At 35.3% G+C, this 18,964-nt stretch carries 18 protein-coding genes and 2 tRNA genes; 19 read left to right on the top strand and 1 reads right to left on the bottom strand.

The window, feature by feature from the left end:
• Nucleotides 1-58: 58 nt before the first annotated feature.
• The 18 genes from metG (at nucleotide 59) to ACWIUX_RS01525 (ending at nucleotide 15,660) form a co-directional block, all read left to right on the top strand.
• Complete coding sequence (gene metG / locus ACWIUX_RS01610; protein WP_448588976.1) at nucleotides 59-1,585, top strand: methionine--tRNA ligase; 1,527 nt, start codon at nucleotides 59-61, stop codon at nucleotides 1,583-1,585.
• On the top strand, nucleotides 1,585-2,394 hold the full coding sequence (locus ACWIUX_RS01605) for a TatD family hydrolase (protein WP_448588975.1): 810 nt from the start codon (nucleotides 1,585-1,587) through the stop codon (nucleotides 2,392-2,394). The genes metG and ACWIUX_RS01605 overlap by 1 nt, the downstream gene beginning before the upstream one ends.
• Before the next feature lie 42 nt (nucleotides 2,395-2,436).
• Nucleotides 2,437-3,231, top strand: coding sequence for an AmmeMemoRadiSam system protein B (gene amrB, locus ACWIUX_RS01600; protein WP_448588974.1), 795 nt, complete (start codon nucleotides 2,437-2,439; stop codon nucleotides 3,229-3,231).
• Between the two features lie 28 nt (nucleotides 3,232-3,259).
• Complete coding sequence (cutA, locus tag ACWIUX_RS01595) at nucleotides 3,260-3,580, top strand: divalent-cation tolerance protein CutA (RefSeq protein ID WP_448588973.1); 321 nt, start codon at nucleotides 3,260-3,262, stop codon at nucleotides 3,578-3,580.
• A complete protein-coding gene (locus tag ACWIUX_RS01590) occupies nucleotides 3,580-4,332 on the top strand; it encodes an MlaE family ABC transporter permease (protein WP_448588972.1) in 753 nt (250 codons plus the stop codon). Before cutA ends, ACWIUX_RS01590 begins: the two co-directional genes overlap by 1 nt.
• Nucleotides 4,329-5,081 carry an ABC transporter ATP-binding protein gene (locus tag ACWIUX_RS01585; protein WP_448588971.1) on the top strand — a complete coding sequence of 251 codons (753 nt, stop codon included), beginning with the start codon at nucleotides 4,329-4,331 and terminating at the stop codon, nucleotides 5,079-5,081. The genes ACWIUX_RS01590 and ACWIUX_RS01585 overlap by 4 nt, the downstream gene beginning before the upstream one ends.
• A 32-nt stretch (nucleotides 5,082-5,113) precedes the next feature.
• Nucleotides 5,114-6,382, top strand: a complete 1,269-nt coding sequence (locus tag ACWIUX_RS01580; protein ID WP_448588970.1) for an MlaD family protein — start codon at nucleotides 5,114-5,116, stop codon at nucleotides 6,380-6,382.
• Nucleotides 6,383-6,499: 117 nt separating this feature from the next.
• Entirely contained in the window at nucleotides 6,500-7,357 is an 858-nt protein-coding gene (thrB, locus tag ACWIUX_RS01575) for a homoserine kinase (RefSeq protein WP_448588969.1), read from the top strand.
• A gap of 52 nt (nucleotides 7,358-7,409) precedes the next feature.
• On the top strand, nucleotides 7,410-8,642 hold the full coding sequence (locus tag ACWIUX_RS01570; RefSeq protein WP_448588968.1) for an aspartate kinase: 1,233 nt from the start codon (nucleotides 7,410-7,412) through the stop codon (nucleotides 8,640-8,642).
• Entirely contained in the window at nucleotides 8,635-9,789 is a 1,155-nt protein-coding gene (locus tag ACWIUX_RS01565) for a homocysteine biosynthesis protein (RefSeq protein WP_448588967.1), read from the top strand. Before ACWIUX_RS01570 ends, ACWIUX_RS01565 begins: the two co-directional genes overlap by 8 nt.
• Complete coding sequence (locus ACWIUX_RS01560) at nucleotides 9,786-10,202, top strand: NIL domain-containing protein (RefSeq protein ID WP_448588966.1); 417 nt, start codon at nucleotides 9,786-9,788, stop codon at nucleotides 10,200-10,202. The genes ACWIUX_RS01565 and ACWIUX_RS01560 overlap by 4 nt, the downstream gene beginning before the upstream one ends.
• An 83-nt stretch (nucleotides 10,203-10,285) precedes the next feature.
• Nucleotides 10,286-10,360, top strand: a tRNA-Gln gene (locus ACWIUX_RS01555).
• A 40-nt stretch (nucleotides 10,361-10,400) separates the two neighbouring features.
• Entirely contained in the window at nucleotides 10,401-11,330 is a 930-nt protein-coding gene (gene pfkB, locus ACWIUX_RS01550; RefSeq protein WP_448588965.1) for a 1-phosphofructokinase, read from the top strand.
• A 48-nt stretch (nucleotides 11,331-11,378) separates the two neighbouring features.
• A tRNA-Sec gene (locus ACWIUX_RS01545) sits at nucleotides 11,379-11,472 on the top strand.
• A complete protein-coding gene (gene selB / locus ACWIUX_RS01540) occupies nucleotides 11,444-13,381 on the top strand; it encodes a selenocysteine-specific translation elongation factor (RefSeq protein ID WP_448588964.1) in 1,938 nt (645 codons plus the stop codon). The genes ACWIUX_RS01545 and selB overlap by 29 nt, the downstream gene beginning before the upstream one ends.
• Entirely contained in the window at nucleotides 13,382-14,101 is a 720-nt protein-coding gene (tatC, locus tag ACWIUX_RS01535) for a twin-arginine translocase subunit TatC (RefSeq protein ID WP_448588963.1), read from the top strand. It begins immediately after the preceding gene.
• Complete coding sequence (gene fdhD, locus ACWIUX_RS01530) at nucleotides 14,089-15,450, top strand: formate dehydrogenase accessory sulfurtransferase FdhD (protein WP_448588962.1); 1,362 nt, start codon at nucleotides 14,089-14,091, stop codon at nucleotides 15,448-15,450. Before tatC ends, fdhD begins: the two co-directional genes overlap by 13 nt.
• The gene (locus tag ACWIUX_RS01525; RefSeq protein ID WP_448588961.1) at nucleotides 15,451-15,660 is read left to right on the top strand and encodes a Sec-independent protein translocase subunit TatA/TatB; all 210 of its coding nucleotides are present in this window, start codon (nucleotides 15,451-15,453) and stop codon (nucleotides 15,658-15,660) included.
• 7 nt (nucleotides 15,661-15,667) lie between these two features.
• Here ACWIUX_RS01525 and ACWIUX_RS01520 read toward each other — a convergent pair whose 3' ends face one another.
• Nucleotides 15,668-16,990, bottom strand: coding sequence for an NCS2 family permease (locus ACWIUX_RS01520; RefSeq protein ID WP_448588960.1), 1,323 nt, complete (start codon nucleotides 16,988-16,990; stop codon nucleotides 15,668-15,670).
• A gap of 153 nt (nucleotides 16,991-17,143) precedes the next feature.
• On the opposite strand from ACWIUX_RS01520, the gene typA reads away from it, so the two are divergent.
• The gene (gene typA, locus ACWIUX_RS01515) at nucleotides 17,144-18,937 is read left to right on the top strand and encodes a translational GTPase TypA (protein ID WP_448588959.1); all 1,794 of its coding nucleotides are present in this window, start codon (nucleotides 17,144-17,146) and stop codon (nucleotides 18,935-18,937) included.
• The last annotated feature ends 27 nt before the right edge of the window (nucleotides 18,938-18,964 follow it).

The raw sequence follows: 18,964 nt of genomic DNA, 5'->3' as shown, positions 1-18,964 counted from the left end.
TGCTTTTATAAAAATAGCTGTAAGGTTATAATATCTATATAATTTAAAGGAGGACTATATGGCAAAATTTTTCTACATTACTACACCAATATATTATGTAAATGATAAGCCGCACATAGGTCATGCATATACTACTGTGGCATGCGACGTACTTGCAAGATTTAGAAGACTACAAGGCTTAGATGTATTTTTTCTAACAGGAACAGACGAACATGGAAAAAAGATACAAAAGGCTGCTGAAGAAAATCTTGCGGATCCAAAATCATACGTAGATCGATTTGCTAGGATCTTTCAAGATGCATGGCTTGCTCTAAATATCTCTAACGATGATTTTATTAGAACGACTCAAGATAGACATTATAAAGCTGTTGCTAAATTTTGGCAGATTGTTAAAAACAATGGTGATATATACAAAGGAAAGTATTCAGGATGGTATTGTGTACCATGTGAAACGTTCTTTTCCGACGAACAACTTGTAAATGGGAAATGTCCTGATTGTGGTAGAGAAGTAGAGTGGATGGAAGAGGAGTCCTACTTTTTTAGGCTCTCAAAATATACGCAACCACTTTTAGATTTATACAACGACAAGAAAAATTTTGTTATGCCAGATTTTAGGAGGAACGAAGTAATCCAATTTGTTAGTCAGGGTTTAAAGGATCTTTCTATATCACGAAGTAAATTCTCATGGGGGATAAAGGTTCCAGATGACCCGAAACATGTGATATACGTTTGGTTTGACGCTTTATTAAACTACCTCACAGCTGCGGGATTTGCTGAAGATGAGGAAAGGTTTAAAAGGATCTGGCCTGCAGACGTTCATGTTGTAGGTAAGGAAATTGTTCGTTTTCATGCAATAATCTGGCCTGCTATGTTAATGAGCGCAAATCTTCCTTTGCCAAAGATGGTTTTTGGTCATGGTTGGTGGACTATGGAAGGGGAAAAGATGTCAAAGTCTAAAGGGAATGTTGTTGATATATGGGCATTATCAAAAGAAGTAGGAGTAGATCCTATGAGATACTTTTTGATGAAAGCTGTGCCATTTGGACAGGATGGAGACTTTTCTTATAAGAATCTGAAAGAGATACTAAATTCTGATTTAGCAAATGACTTTGGTAACCTTCTAAATAGAACGGCATCAATGATTGAAAGGTACAATAACAGTATGTTAACTGAGGCAGATAAATTTTTTGATGGGGAAAATTATGTAAAATTAAGAGCAATATTTGATGGTATGAAAGAAAGAATAGAAAAATATTACGACAACCTATCTTTTAGCTTTGTGCTTGAAGAGATAATGACTTTGGTTAAGGGTGCTAATAAATTTTTGGATGAAACTGCTCCTTGGAGATGCTTTAAGGAGAATGGCTTTAATACACAAGTAGCAAGTGCTTTTTATCATGTTTTTGAAGTAATAAGACTCTGTGCAATTGCTTTATATCCATTTATGCCATCTATTTCAAGTGATGTTTTAAAACGACTTTCTGTAAAAGACAATCCTTCTTGGTCTGAATTTGAATGGGGACTTTTACCTTTACCGTGTAGAATTGAAAAGGGCGAACCTATTTTTAAGAGGCTTGAAAATTAATGTTTTTTGATAGTCACTTACATTTAGAGAGCGATTCCTTTGATCTAGATAGGGAAGCAGTTATAAAGAGGGCTTTTGATGGGCAAATATGTTTGATGGTCAATGTTGGCTCAGATTTAGAAACTTCACTTAAGTCTGTAGAATTATCAAAGAGTTATAGTGGAAGAATTTTTGCTGTAGTAGGATTTCACCCACACGAAGCTAAATTTTTCGATTCAAATTCTTATAAAGCTATAAAAGATTTGACCTCTTTAGAAAGTGTTTTGGCAATTGGTGAAATTGGTTTAGATTATCATTACAATTATTCCCCGAGAGACGTGCAAATTAACTGTTTTAAAAAACAGCTTTTATTAGCAAGAGAATTAGGTCTTCCGGTGGTAATCCACATGAGAGAGGCAACAAAGGATACCATATCTATATTAGAAGAGTTTAATGCTGAATCAATAGGCGGAGTATTTCATTGTTTTTCTGGCTCTGTGGATACGATGAAAAAGGTTGTTTCTATGAACTTTTTTATCTCTTTTGCAGGTCCAATAACCTTCTTAAACTCTCATAAATTGAGAGATGTAGTTAAAGAAACTCCAATTGAACGAATTTTGGTAGAAACCGATTCTCCCTATCTATCTCCTGTCCCATTTAGAGGGAAAAGAAATGAACCATTAAACGTTAGGGAGGTTGTAAAAGCTGTCTCAGAAATAAAAAAGATAGAATTAAATGATCTTAAATCCATTCTATGTACGAATTTGTTAAACGCTTTTCCTAAGTTAAAGCTTTTTAAAAATAATTGTCTTTTTGATTGTCTAAGTTAGTTAATATCGGTGATGTTTTAACATTTAAGGAGGTGTTTAAAGTTGAGACCAGCTTATGTTTCTGGATATTTTTATCCACTTAGAGAAAGCGATCTGTTGAAATTTATGTCTGAAGTAATTTTGGATATCCCAAAAAGAAAGGTAAGGGGAATAGTAGTACCTCACGCTGGGTATAACTTTTCTGGTTCTGTTGCAGGAAAGGTTTATTCTTCAATTGAGTGTCCTGATGTCTTTTTGCTTATTGGGCCAAAGCATTCAATGGACTCAGATGGCTTGTTTTTGTCTCAAACATCCTGGGCTACCCCTCTTGGTGAAGTTATGCCGGATAGAGATTTGGGGGAATCTCTACTTCACCATTGCGAATTCATTCATTTGAATGAGAGAGCCCATGCAAACGAACACTCCCTTGAAGTTCAGGTTCCTTTTATAAAGTATGTTTGTCCTAAGGCAAAAATCCTGCCAATTGTCGTTTCTACAACTTCGGAAGGCATTCTCTCTTCGACAGGTAAGTGTATTGCAAGCGTTTTAAAGGGATACAATAAGTCTGTTGTCTTGGTTATGAGCAGTGATTTAAACCATCATGAACCTCAGGAGATAACTATAGAAAAGGATAAAAAGGTAATTGACAAATTGATATCATTAGATCCAAGGGGACTACTTAAAACGGTTTATGAAGAAGACGTTTCGATGTGCGGAGCATGGTCTTGTTTTCTTGGTTTGACAATATTAAAGGAATTAGGTGTAAATAAAGCAGAACTTTTAGAACATAGGACTTCAGGGGATGTAAACAAAGACTATACTCAAGTAGTAGGCTACACTGGTATTCTGTATGAATAACTAAGAAAGTAAACAACTTAAGATAAATATGACTGATAAGCCCTGTATAGTACTAATAACTGTCCCAGAAAAGGATGCTATCTTTTTAGCAAGAAAACTAATTGAATCCAAGGTTGCTGCGTGTGTAAATATCTGTAGAAACGTAAAATCTATTTACGTTTGGAAGGGCGAAGTGGTAGAGGATTCGGAAGACTTGTTGATTGTAAAGAGTTTTACATCTTTGAAAGATAAATTGAAGGCATTAGTTATGAAAAATCATCCCTATGACACGCCAGAGATAATCTTTTTAAACGTAGAAGACGTTGAGGCGCGTTATTTAAATTGGATGAGAGAGGTCTTGACGACTTAATGGACTATTTTAGTGAATTTTTTTCTGATGTAGGACAATTGTCCTATCTTTTTTTTAGGTCTGTTGTTGCAATTTTAACTGCGAGATTTAGATTTTTTTTGTTTCTAGATCAGTGCTTTATGATAGGAGTCGAGTCAGTACCAATAGTATTTATTACATCTCTTTTTGTAGGAATGGTATTTGCCATTCAAACTGCTAGAGAGTTTGTATTCTACGGAGCAGGATCCGTTGTTGGGGGAGTTGTTGGGATTGCAATAATAAGAGAATTAGGTCCAATGATTACTGCAGTTGTTGTGGCTGGCAGAGTTGGTTCTGCTATGGCTGCTGAAATAGGAACTATGAAAGTTACTGAACAAATTGATGCCCTTTTGTCCATGTCAGTTGACCCAATTTTTTATCTTGTTGCTCCAAGAATTTTTGCATGCATGTTAATGCTTCCTCTTTTAACTGTAATTGCAAATTTAGCAGGGGTAGTAGGGGGATACTTTGTGGCTGTTTATTATGGTGGGGTTGTGCCTTCAACCTTCATTGAATCTATAAGATTTCTTGTTAAGGTTTGGGATATTGAAGCAAGTCTTATAAAGGCTATGATCTTTGGATGCGTTATATCCCTTATTGGAACATTTATAGGGTTAAGAACTAAGGCTGGAGCCAGAGGCGTTGGCAACTCTACAATGTTATCTGTTGTTATTTCTTTAATTTTAATTTTTGTTTTTAATTACTTTCTTTCTATGGTAATGTTTTCGCGATGATCAAATTTTCTAACGTCTCAAAGAGTTTTGGAGGCAAAACTGTTTTAGAGGACGTAAGTTTTTTTATACCAGAAGATAAAATAACAGTAATTATGGGACCATCAGGTTGTGGGAAGAGCACAATTTTAAGGCTTATGATAGGATTAATGAAGCCAGATGCTGGCAAAATTGAGATCATGAATAACGATATTACGAAAATTTCTGATAAAGAATTGTTTGAATTAAGGAAAAATATGGGTATGGTATTTCAAGCGGGAGCTCTTTTTGATTCATTGAACGTGATTGATAATGTGTCCTTTTTTCTTAAAGAACATAAATTAAAGTCTAAAGAGGAAATAAATTCTTTAGCAATTGAAGCATTGAGATTTGTAGGTTTAGAGGATAGTGCATATCTATATCCTTCTGAACTCTCTGGGGGAATGCAACGAAGGGTGGCTATTGCGAGAACAATAGTTTATCGACCGAAAATAGTTTTGTTTGATGAGCCAACTACTGGACTTGATCCTCACACAAGTAGAATTATTGAGGACCTGATAAAAAATCTTAGGGAACAGACAGGGGCTTTAATACTAATTGTTAGTCATGTATTTCAAACTGCATTTAGGTTAGCTGAAAGAATAATTTATTTAGATAACAAGAGGATATTATTTGATGGTAACCCTAGGGATTTCGTAGAACTTGATAATACATTTGTCAATACATTTTTAGGCCCAGAGGGAAAAAATATATTTTTCAATTATAATACTTAATAGAACTCAAACAGTTTTGAAGGGAGAGAGCTTTGGAAAAGGGTAGAGCGATAAAGGTTGGAATATTTGTTCTTGCTACGTTGATTTTGCTTGCTGGCTCTATTTTATGGTTTCAAAGCGATTTTCTAAAGCCTATGTATAAAGTAATTGCATATTTCCCGGATGTGAGTGGCCTTTCTGTTGATGCTCCTGTTTATTATATGGGCGTTAAGGTTGGTAGGATTAAAAGTATTTCTCCTACTTTGTACAAAGGGGTTGAAACTGTAATCTTGATAAATAAAGACGTTTTAATACCAAAGGGTTCGCATTTTTCAATAGGAACCTATGGTTTAGTAGGGGATAAGTTTGTAAGTATAACTCCACCTAAGTCTTTAACCAAGGAATATCTTTCTGATGGTGCTACAGTTATAGGTACCTCTCCACCTACTTACGATCAGATTCTAAATGAAACAAGCCTTTTATTGATAAGGGTTAGTGATCTTACAAAGGATCTTAACGATACCCTCTTAAATCCAGAATCAAAGGAATCGATAAAGAAGACCCTTTTCCTTGCCTCTTCTATTGCAACCAATATTGATAGGCTTACAAGGGTTTTAAGCGATTTGGCCTATAAGAATGAGTCTGATGTAACCGAGACTGTAAAGAATCTGAGAGGGTTTTCTGAATACCTTCTTGCAATCTCAAAGGATATTAACAAGGGAATATCTGATACAGAACTCTTTCCATCCATAAAAAGTGCCCTATTAAGCATTAATGAAGCTTCTAAAAATGTTGCAAACTTAGCTGCTAATTTAAATGACATTATAAAGGATAAAAAAACTAAAGAAGAGATAAAGCAAACAATTTCAAATGCGAGTGAAATTACAGAAAGATCAAAGAGAGTTTTAGATTATCTTGCTAATACAAAGATTGTCCCAGAAGTAAGGGTCTTTAGCGGTCCAGAAGATAAAAGGGAAGGTTCGTTTTTCGTGGATATATACCCACCTGGAGATAGATTTTATAGGCTTGGAGTAAGGGATTCTGGAGGTAAGACAAAGGTTGATGCTCAAGCAGGAGAAAAAATAAATGACAATTTAGACGTTCGCATTGGCTATATGAACTCTCACCTTGGAGCAGGTCTGGACGTTCATTATAATAGATTTGGCGTTGAAACCGAGGTTTACGATCCAAAGCGCACTACCCTTGACAGTATTCTGTCTTATTCTATTACAAAGGACTTAGATCTCTTAATGTATCTCAAGGACCTTACTAGAAGCGACAGAGAGGTTTTGGGTGGAATAAGATATAAATTCGACAACTGATTTTAATTTTTTGACATAAAAAGTCATTATTTAAAGTTAGCTTGAAGGGCGAATTTCATTTAAGTTCGCCTATATACCTAATCAAAGAAGTTAAACTCTTGATTTTGAGGTGATGTAGTGGATAAATTTTACGAAAAGATACCTTGTAGCACCTCAAATTTAGGCGCAGGCTATGATGTGCTTGGCCTTTCTTTGAAGTTGTTTTTAGAGATCGAGGCAAAAATTGGTTCTAGAGGGGTTTCAAACCTTTCAAGTAAACTCGAAAATTCCTTTTTAAATATCGAGTCCAAAGTTCACAAGATACTTTCAATAACAAAACCAATAGGTTTAAATTGGAGTATAAATAGCGATATTCCAATAGGCAAGGGTCTTGGTTCAAGTGCCTCTTTAATAGTTGGCATATTAAAGATCGTCTCAAGCGTTCACTCTATTAAGCTTAGCGATCAAGAATTAATTACTCTAGCATCCTCAATAGAGGGACATCCTGATAATGTATCTCCGACAATATTAGGGGGATTGACGATATCGTTCACAGATCCTGATGGCAATTTTAAAGCAGTAAAAACAACGATCAAAGATTTTCCTCAAGTTGTTGTGTTTGTTCCAGATTTTTCGCTTAAGACGGAAAAAGCAAGACAAGTTGTTCCCAACGAGGTAAAAATTTCAGATGCGATAAAAAATATTTCTCAAACTAACATTATATTAGAATCTTTATACAGTAAAAGATATGATATCATGCAGTATGCCATATATGATAGACTTCATGAGAATTATCGTGCCCACTTAATTCCTGGTTATGTAGATGTAAAGGAGAAAATTATGAACGATGGCGCTTATTTTGCTTCTTTATCTGGTGCAGGTCCATCTATATTCTCTTTTGTTCCAGCAAACTTTGATCCTGAAGGCCCCATTTTTAAATGGAAAGAATTTGGAATAAATGCAAAATATTATTTTTTAGATGTACATCTGGGATAAAAAATCTTTAGTGATATAATATATTATTTTATTTTTGGAGGTGGATGAGCTATTGCTAGTTGTTAAGAAGTTTGGAGGTACTTCTGTTGGAAGTCCAGAAAGGGTTAAACACGTTGCAGATATTATTAGAAGTTCTGTTCAAAAAGGCGACAAAGTAGTTGTAGTGGTTTCAGCGATGGGCGATTCCACCGATCAGCTTGTTTCTCTGGCAAGTAAGATTACAAGCAATCCTTCTCCGAGGGAGATGGATGTTTTGCTTTCTACTGGAGAACAGGTCTCTATAGCAATAATGGTAATGGCCCTCAACGAGATAGGCATAGATGCCATATCCTTTACCGGATGGCAAGCGAATATAAAGACAACTTGCGTGCACGAAAAAGCAAGAGTTTTATCAATAGATCCCAAGGCATTAATAGATGCTTTGGATAAGGGCAAAGTGCCTGTTATAGCAGGTTTTCAAGGTATTGCAGATGATAACTCTATAACTACTCTTGGTAGAGGTGGTTCAGATACAACGGCAGTTGCAGTTGCGGCTGCAATAAAAGCTGATCTGTGTGAGATATATACTGACGTAAAAGGGGTTTTTACAACAGATCCAAGAGTGGTAAAGGAAGCTAAGCAGATAATGACAGTTACATATGATGAAATGATGGAGCTTGCTATTTTGGGAGCAAAGGTTTTACACCCTAGATCTGTAGAACTTGCGAAGCACTATGGCGTAGTATTAAAAGTTCTTTCAAGTTTTGATGATTGTCCTGGTACAGAAATTAGGGAGGTTACTGATATGGAAAATAGGAACGTGGTAACGGGAATTGCTTTTGATGAAGATGTAGCAAAGGTTGGAATATTAAAGGTCCCTGATAGACCTGGGATAGCATATAAAATATTTGGCAGTCTTGCAAAGGAGAACATCAACGTTGATGTTATAGTACAATCTATTTCACCTGATACAAATTTTACTGAAATGGCATTTACTTTATCTTTAAAAGATTTACCTAAGGCCTTAAAAATTTTAGAGGGTGTTTCTAAGGAAATTGGTGCTCAAGGAGTTGTTTACGATGATAAAGTGGCAAAGGTTTCTATTGTTGGCGCTGGGATGGGTGATAGACCCGGAGTTGCTGCAACAATGTTTAAGGCATTGTTTGATGTGAATGTTAACCTACAAATGGTTTCGACTTCAGAAATCAAAATATCTTGCATAATTGCAAGAGAAGACGTTAAAAAGGCTGTTCAGTCCATCCACGATGCCTTTAACCTTGGAAAGGAGGGCTTAGCTTGTGAGTAAAACGATTGAAGAAATTAATGAAAAAATAGAAAAAAATGAGGTTGTAGTATTAACTGCCAAAGAGGCTTACGATCTTGTTAAGGAAGAGGGGGTAAAAAAAGCTGCAGAGAAGGTGGATATCGTTACTACTGGTACTTTTGGTGCTATGTGTTCCTCTGGAGTTTTTCTAAATTTTGGACATACTGAGCCTCCCTTAAAAATGGAGACTGTAAGCTTGAATTCTGTCCCAGCATATGGTTATATTGCTGCAGTTGACGCCTATCTCGGTGCCACAGCAAGGTCATCTGAGAATCCGGAATATGGTGGAGGACATGTGATCGAAGATCTTTTGTCTGGGAAGAGGATTAGACTTGAAGCTACAGGGGCAGGCACGGATTGTTATCCTAAAAAAGATATAGATACCAAGATAACTCTTGATCAAATAAATGAAGCTATAATGTTTAATCCAAGAAATTGTTACCAAAATTATGCCGCAGCGACCAATTCTTCTAGTACTAGACTATACACCTATATGGGGGCGCTTTTGCCTAGATATGGCAACGTTAATTACGCTACATGTGGAATGTGGTCACCTTTGCTGAAAGATCCAGAATATAGGACAATAGGTATTGGAACGAGGATATTTTTTGGCGGTGCGATAGGCTATATAGCGTGGCATGGAACTCAGCACAATTCTGCAAGGACAAGAGACGATAACAAGTTGCCTATTGGGCCTGCAGGGACTCTGGCGTTGATAGGTGATTTAAAATCTATGAACAAAAGATATGTGCGTGGGGCATACTTTGAGGGTTATGGGGTATCTTTGATGTTGGGGATTGGCATACCCATTCCTGTAATAGATGAAGATATGATGCACCAGTTATCTCTTGGAAATGAGGATATTAAAACTGTAATTGTAGATTATTCGGTTGCTTCACGTTCTAGACCGATTGTTAGAGAGGTTAGCTATCAGGAATTAAGAAGTGGTTTTGTTGAAATACATGGGAAAATGGTTCCAACAGGCTCGACCTCTTCTTGGGCATTGGCAAGGGAGATAGCTACGAATTTGAAGCAGATGATTTTGGGAAAAAGATTTTTCTTAAGTGAGCCAGTAGAAAAACTTCCTAGAGATAGGATAGTTAAACCATTGGAGGTTAGGAGAAAATGAGCTCAGAAAAGGTTAAAAAGAAATTAATATTAAGCTTTTCTCCTGAACTTGCTGAATTGCCAATTACTTATCACCTTGTAAAGGACTTCGATCTTGTAGTTAATATTCTTAGAGCGCAGATATCTCCGGAAAAAGAAGGCAGATTGATGCTTGAGATTGAGGGTGAAAGAGGAAAGCTCGAAAGAGGTATAAGTTATCTACAGAGCAACAAAATTAGAGTAGATTCTCTTGAGAAAGAACTCTTTCACGATAAAGAGCTTTGTGTAAATTGTGGACTTTGCGTTGGAGTATGCGCAAGTAGGGCACTGATATTAGATGAGAATGATGAGCTTAGATTTATAAAAGAAAAGTGTGTAATGTGCGGGATATGTGTTAAAGTATGTCCAAGAAGGGCTTTTAAAATTGAGTTGTAATTATTTATTGAACTTATCTTTAAAAATTCGATAAATTTTGTTATAATTTAATATCTTTAAAAGTCGACACTCTCTTAAAAGTTTGGGGAGTAGCCAAGCGGTAAGGCACTGGCCTTTGGAGCCAGCATTCGGTGGTTCGAATCCACCCTCCCCAGCCACCCATTTTAAATATAAAATAGAAAATTCAAGGGGGAAAAAATGATTTACACAGTAACCTTAAATCCAGCTCTTGACAGACAAATATGGGTTGAGGATATAAAATATGATGAATCAAATAGAATTATAAAAGAGGCTACCTACGCTGGCGGGAAAGGCATAGATGTTTCAAGAGTGCTTGCAAATTTTGGAGCCGATAACGTTGCTTTAGGTTTTGTTGGTGGTTTTTCGGGAGAGGAGCTTGAAGGTAGACTGCTTAACGATGGAGTAAGGTGTAATTTTACTTATATTTCTGCTAATACAAGAACCAATATAATCCTGAATGACGAAAAAACCAAATCACAAACTCTCTTTAACGCTATAGGGCCGGAGGTACAGCCACAAGATTTGATGAGGCTTATAAAACAGATCCAAAATTTACCTAATCCTGAATATATTATAATCAGCGGTAGCTTACCGGTTGGGGTTCAACCAGCTTTTTATAACAAGCTGATAGATACATCTAAAGAAGTTGGCGCTATAGTAGTTTTTGATACCGATGGCAGAGCTATGAAAGTCGGTCTTTCAAGTAAACCTCATATAATAAAACCAAATATTCACGAATTAGAAAGATTGGTTGATAAAAAACTTAAAGACATAAATGAAATTGCTCAAGAAGCAAGAGCTATCTGTAATAGAGGAATCAATATAGTGTTAGTATCTATGGGGGCAAAGGGGATGTTATGCGTTAGTTCTAAGGAAGAATATTGGGCATGTCCACCTCCAGTTGAGGTGCAAAACACTATAGGTGCAGGCGATTCATCGGTTGCGGGTTTCGTTTTGGCATTAAAGGAAGGTAAAAGCCTAAAGGATGCTCTTGCTTTTGCTGTTGCAGCTGGTACGGCTACCACTACTAGACCAGGTACTGCTGTTTGTCTGCCTGAAGATGTTGAGCTTATTTACAAGAATGTAACCTTTAGGGACATTGCTTAGGCTTGATAAATAATATTCATTAAATACTACTATGTTAAAATATCTTGTGGGAGAGTATGTGTCCTGGTGGATGCCGTGGCCTTCAAAGCCATTGTGGAGCCTAAAAACTCCTGGTGGGTTCGATTCCCTCACTCTCCCGCCAAAAATTAGATGCGAGTGGTGAATTGCGAGATTTTATTTTAGGAACTGCTGGACATATAGATCACGGCAAAACTGAATTAATTGCCAGATTGACAGGCAGAAGGACTGAACGTTTTCCTGAAGAAAGAATCAGGGGCATGACTATTGATATTGGTTTTTCAAGCTTAAAACTACCAAGCGGAAAAATATTGGGGATAGTTGATGTTCCAGGTCATGAGCGCTTTATTGAGAATATGCTTGTTGGTTCTGCAGGTATTGACCTTGCCCTTTTGGTAATTGCAGCTGATGAGGGTATAAAGGAGCAAACAATAGAACATTTTGAAATATTAAGGCTTTTAGAAATCAAAGACGGATTGATAGTCATTACTAAAAAGGATTTAGTTGATAATGAGCTTTTGGAATATCTCAAGGAAGAAGTAAAAGATTTTGTAAAGGATAGTTTTCTTGAAGACAAACCTATAATTTGTGCGTCTTCTGTAACTGGAGAAGGACTAGAAGAAATAATCAAGATTTTAAATGAGAAAGTGGAGGCGCTTTATTCAAAATATTATGATGATATCGACAAGCCGTTCAGACTTTTTATAGACAGAAAGTTTAAAATTAAAGGATTCGGACTTGTTTTGACCGGTACTGTTTACTCAGGGAGTGTGAGGATAGGGGACTCATTAGAAATTTTACCCTTTAAAGAACCTGTGCGAGTAAAAAATCTTGAAAGTCATTTCCAAAGAGTAGAAGAAGGCCATGCTGGAATGAGATTGGCAGTAAATATTAATACTGCAATTGACGAAAACTTTATAACAAGAGGCAAAGTACTGGTTGAAAGAAATTACTATTCAGAGTCAACTAAATTCGTAGGTTTCTTAAGAGTTTTGGATTCGTATAAGAATTTAAAAAATAATAAAAGAGTTCACCTGTATGTAGGATCTTCTTCAAGTGTTTGTAGACTCTCCTTTGACGAGGAGTTTTTGAAAAGTGAAAATAAAGATTCATATATTGTAAAACTTTCTTGTGAAACTCCAATTTGTGCCGTTAGAGGAGACAAATTTATTTTAAGAGATCCTTCGGCTAAAAGGACGCTTGGGGGAGGAATCATACTGGATAATGAACAAGTTAGGTTGAAAGATCTATCTAAATACGTTAACGATAAAATAATTTTTGATAAAGGCGATTTGAGATTAAGCATTGCCCAGATAGTAGAAAGGAAAGGTATTATAGAACTTTCTGAACTTGCAAGAAAGATAAACTATAAAGTTGAACTCGTTAAAAAGTTTGCCTCTGAAAGCGTTTTAAATGTGTTTGAAAACGAAGGAAGGATATATTTCTTTAGTAATAGTTATCAAAGAGATTTACTTGAAAAGCTAAAGGGTATTATATTTGAAATAGAATCTAAGAATCCATTTCAAACTCAAATACCAAAGGAAGAAATACTAAAAAAGTTAGATTCTCCGATTGCTCAAAATATTATTGAAAGATATGCTGGTGAGAAAGGATATATAATTGACAAAACATATTTAATTAAAGAAAGAATTTCCGATGAGGTTCTCTCTTTGGTTGATCAAGTTGAAAAAGATATTAAAAATTTGGGATTTTTAGTTTTACCTCTTGATGAGTTAAGTCAGAAATATGAAGATAAAAAAGCTTTTAATAGCGCAATAGCGACTCTTAAGAGATCACAAAAGATCGTATCTATTTCTATTTCTCCAGAAATATATATACACTCTTCAAATTTAGAAAGATTAGTCAATTTATTACAAGAGTTTTTTCAAAAGAAAAGTGAGTTAAGCGTTTCAGATTTTAAAGACCTTACTAATACTACAAGAAAGTTTTCTATACCTCTCTTAGAGTTTTGTGACAGGATGAACTTTACCAAGAGAATAGGAAATATTAGACAAAAGGGAAAGAAACTATAGGTGTTAAACAATCTTGATTTAGATATCGAAAGACTGCACAGATCTTTTTGGGCTCTTTTAAAACGATTTAGAAGATTACTATTTGTGTCAGCCTTTCTAATAGGTCTTGGAGCTGTAATAACCTACTTTTTTATACCTTACTTTATGGAATACATCTCTAAACCTGTAGGCAAGCTTATATTTCTAACTCCTATAGAAGCATTTATGACTCAAATGAAAATATGTTTGATTGGCGGAATATATCTAGCTTGGCCTTATATAATTTTTTATTTTGCAAAAAACTTTATATTGCCTACAAAGATTATTTCAAAAAGGATGTTGTGGCTTGGAATTACGAGCGCTGTTTTGTTATTTTATACAGGTTCTTGTTTTGCTTTTTTTGTCATTTTCCCTGTTGGAATTAGATTTCTCTTAAGTTTTGGCGCACCAGAAATTCAGCCGTTGTTTTCTATAGGGAAATACGTTTCTTTTGTTACTATGTTTGTGTTTGTTTTTGGTTTGCTTTTTGAAATGCCGATAGTGCTTTTGTCTTTGGTCAGACTTGGTATAATAAATTCAAAACAACTAGCTTCTCAAAGAAAAAGGGCAATACTAGGCTTTTTTATACTTGCAATGTTGGTTAGCCCAAGCACTGATGTTTTTACGCAATGTACTATGGCAATTCCTCTTATTGTACTTTATGAAATAAGTATTTGGATAGCAAGGTTATGGAAAAGATAGATTTATCCATAGCTATTTTGTCCGGCGGTAAAAGTTCTAGAATGGGCCAAGAGAAATCTCTAATTGAACTTGAAGGTAAAACTATGATTGAGAGAATTATTGAAGAATTTTTTGCCATCTCTGATGATATCTTTTTAGTTACTAACAGACAAGAACTTTATTCTTTTTTAGATGTTAAAAAATTTCCGGATATATATAAAGGCTTTGGCCCATTAGGTGGAATTCATAGCGCTCTTAAACATTCAAAAAATCAAAAAGTTCTTGTTTTAAGTTGTGATATGCCATTTGTAAAAAGGGATTTTGCTTTATATTTATTTAAGAAATCAGACAACTATGACGTTACTGTTCCTATTTATAGAGGTTCTTATGAGCCACTTTTTGCTATATATGATAAAAAGATCGTCAACATTATAGAAGGTTACCTTAAAAGAAATGAACGAAAGATAATTTCTTTCTATCCTGATGTGAAAGTAAATGAAGTAATAGAAGAAGAAATTTCAAATAATTTCAACTGTGAAATCTTATTTTTTAATGTGAATACTCCATCTGATTTTGAATATGCTAAGCAACTTTTGAAGCTTAGACTAAGTATTTCGCCCTTAGAGAGAATTGATATCATTAGCTATAGGGACGGTGTAATTGAAAAATCAAAAATATTTGTTCCATGTGAAGAAGAGATAAACATTTACGTTAATAACGACTTTTTTATCTCTTCAAGACTGTCTTCAACTCACTTATATGAATATATAAAGGGTTTTTTGTTTAGTGAAGGCGTGGTGTCCTCTAAGGATGATATAAAAGACATCAAAATAATAAATAATGATATTTTTGTAGAGTTAGCATATCCTTTTAAAAAACAAGATATGGTTTTAACATCGGGTTGTTTTGGTGGTAAATCTTTTAGAAAAATGAAGAAACAAAACTTGCCCATTGTGAAAAGCGACCTTAAGGTAAGTTTGGAGACGATCTTTAAGAGATTAAGAGACTTTTTGCATACAAATAACCTTTACAGAATAAGTGGAGGAATACACGCCGCTGCTTTATCAACAAAGGATTCCCTTTTATTTCTTTGCGAGGATATAGGCAGACACAATGCTGTTGACAAGGCAATTGGTTGGGCGTTGGATAAAGGTATTTGTGATATCTTTTTGATTGTAACTGGTAGGGTTTCTTCTGAAATGGCTATGAAGGCTATCTATTTTGGTATTCCTATTATTGTTTCTATGACTGCTGCCTCAAACGTAGCAGTGGACTTTTGCAATTTTTCTAATGTTACTCTAATTGGTTATGCTAAAATGAATAGTTGTAAAATATATACAAATAGAGAAAGAATTTTGGAGGTGTTTTAGATGATTGGTACCCAGGAGTTAGTTATCGTTTTGGTAATAGCCCTAATTTTGTTTGGGCCAAGTAGATTACCAGAATTAGGCAATTCTGTAGGTAAGGCTATAAAGTCATTTAAAGAAGGGATGGACGAGGTTACTCAAGAGCCCAAGAAAGAAGAGAAGAAAGAAGCTACAGAAATTAGCGCAAAGGTTGAAGAGAACGAAAAGAAATAAAAGTATACTAATGCAATCTTAAAACAAAGTTAATTGCAAATGCTATAGCTATAATTAATGAAACAAGGTTTATATCGCTAAACTTACCTGTAAGGATTTTTATTGAAATATAGGATATAAAACCAGCTGCAAGTCCGTTTGCGATTGAGAAGGAAAGAGGCATAAGTATAATTGTCATAAATGCAGGGAAACTTTCTGTCAAATCTGAAAAATCTATCCTGTGAATTTCTGAAAACATTAATGTGCCTACCATTATTAATGCTGGTGATGTAGCAATCGCTGGTACAATCCCTATAAGGGGAGTAAAGATAGTAGCAAGGGCGAAGCACAATGCAACAACTAACGCTGTAAGACCTGTTCGTCCACCCTCTGCTATGCCAGCAGCGCTTTCTATATAAGAAGTAACTGTAGATGTGCCAAGCATGGCGCTTATCATGGTTCCGGTTGAATCTGAGACAAGTGCCTTATTCAGGTTAGGTATATTACCATCTTGATCTATTATTTTGCCCTTTGTAGTAAGCCCTATTAACGTTCCCATATTATCAAAGAGTTCTACTATTGAAAACGTAAATATAATTCCTATTATTCCGTAATGAATTGCACCTATCAAGTTCATCTTTAATAAGGTATTTGATATGTTCGGGATTGAAAAAGAAATTAGGTCGGTGGGTGAGGTTGGTATTTTCGTAATACCGAATAACATTGATAAAACGGTTGTAAAAAGAATTCCGATTAAAATTGCACCTTTTATTCCTCTGCTCATAAGAGCTGCGGTAATTATGAGTCCAAACGAAGCGATAAGAACTTCTGGAGACACTAAATGTCCGAAGGATACAAGCGTATCTTTGTTTTCTACTATTATGCCTGCATTCTTGAAACCTATAAGGGCAATGAAGAGCCCTATACCAACTGCTATAGAAGTTCTTAGAACTGAAGGAATCCCCATAAATATTGCTTTTCTAATATTTGTGACGCTTAGTATGAAAAAAAATACTCCTGAGATGAAGACTGCTCCAAGAGCTGTTTCCCAGGGAAGTCCCATTCCAATAACTACAGTGTAAGTAAAGAAGGCGTTTAGTCCCATTCCCGGAGCTACAGCAATAGGTAAGTTTGCCCATAACCCCATTAGTACAGTCGCAATTATTGTGGAATAGATAGTAGCTCCTATTGCGGCTTCCTTTGGTATTCCCGCTTGAGAAAGTATAGAGGGGTTTACAAATATAATGTAAGAAAGTGTGACAAAGGTAGTAAGCCCAGCAACAATTTCAGTTCTAACGTTTGTTTTTCTTGAATTTAGATGAAATACCTTTTCAAGTATCTTTGATAACAACTCACACCTCGAAACAAAAGTTTTTTTAATTTTTTATATTTTAAATATATTATCATAAAATATAGAGTTGTATTATTATTTATTATGATTATTTGCTTTAGTGAAATACAATTTTACCCTAGTACTTTATGAAAGGTTTGGAGGTATGCTAATTTGCTAAGAAACGATATAAGAAATGTTGCGATAATAGCGCATGTAGATCACGGTAAAACTACTTTAGTTGATGCGATGTTAAAACAAAGCGGGATTTTTAGGGCTAACGAGATTGTCGGTGAAAGAATTCTTGATTCAAACGAACTTGAAAGGGAGAGAGGAATAACAATATTATCTAAAAATACGTCAATTTTTTATAATGGGGTAAAGATAAACATCGTAGATACTCCAGGGCATGCTGATTTTGGAGCTGAAGTTGAAAGAATTTTGAATATGGTGGACGGGGTTTTACTTCTAGTTGATGCTTTCGAGGGGCCAATGCCTCAAACTAAATATGTATTAAGAAAAGCATTAGAACAAAATTTAAAACCTATAGTTGTAATAAATAAAATAGACAGGCCAGATCAGAGAGTTAATGAAGTATTAGATGAGGTTCTTGAACTCTTTATAGACTTAAATGCTCCAGAAGCGTTTTTGGATTTTCCAGTTGTTTATACTTCAGCAAAGCAAGGAATTGCAAAGTTATCAATGGACGAAGATAGTTCGAACTTAGTCCCTCTCTTTGATACTCTTCTTAAAGAGATACCCATGCCAGAAGGTGACAATAATGCGCCCTTTCAAGTACTCGTAACTACCTTAGATCATGATGAGTATATTGGTAGAATTGCTATTGGTAGGGTAATGAGAGGAAAGATATTAAATAAACAAAACGTTTTGGTTTTAAATGGGCATGAAGAAAGGAAGGCTAAAATTAGTAAATTATTTACTTACAATGGTCTTAAAAGAATGGAAATTCAAGAGGCAATGTTTGGTGATATTATTGCAGTTTGTGGTATTGATGATATTAAAATAGGTGAAACAATTGCCGATCCTAATGAGCCTGAGATTTTGCCCGGTATTTATATTGATGAACCAACTGTTTCTATGATCTTTTCGGTTAACAATAGTCCTTTTGCTGGAAAAGAAGGTGAGTTCGTAACTTCTCGGCATCTAAAAGAAAGGCTTTTTAAAGAACTTCAAACCAATCTTAGTTTGAGAGTAAATCTAACCGATTCTACCGATTCGTTTGAGGTGTGCGGTAGAGGAGAGCTTCATCTTTCTATATTAATAGAAACAATGAGGAGGGAGGGCTATGAATTCCAAGTTGAAAGGCCAAAGGTAATAGATAAGATAATTAACAATGAAAAGTGTGAGCCGATGGAATTTCTAACTGTTGATGTGCCCAGAGAATATATGGGAACAGTTATGGATATTCTGGGAAGAAGAAGGGCAGAACTAACTAACATGATAGAATTAGCAGGTTATATAAGACTTGAATTTGTTGTGCCATCTAGAGGACTTATCGGATTTAGATCAATGTTTTTAACTAGCACAAAGGGCACAGGAATTATGCATCACGTTTTTCATGGTTACGCACCTTACAAGGGAGATGTTTTACAAAGACAAAATGGCGTTTTGGTTTCTATGGAGACTGGTCAAGTTACTTCGTATGCATTGTCAAATCTAGAAGATAGAGGGATCTTGTTCGTTCTTCCAGGTACAGAGGTGTACAAGGGGATGATTATCGGAGAAAATTCTAAAGAAGTGGATTTGTGGGTAAATCCATGCAAAAGGAAGCATCTTACTAATATTCGTTCGGCTACCAGCGAGGAAGCTATTAGACTTGATACGCCAAAAATTTTTAGTTTGGAGCAAGCCTTAGAATATATTAATGATGATGAATTAGTAGAAATAACTCCAAAAAGTATTAGATTGAGAAAAAAGTTTCTTAATAGAAACCCGAGAATGAATTAATTTATTTGTTTTTAGGGAGAGATTACA

The organism is Thermodesulfobium sp., from assembly GCF_053498235.1.
This window is presented reverse-complemented; position numbering and strand designations above follow the sequence as displayed.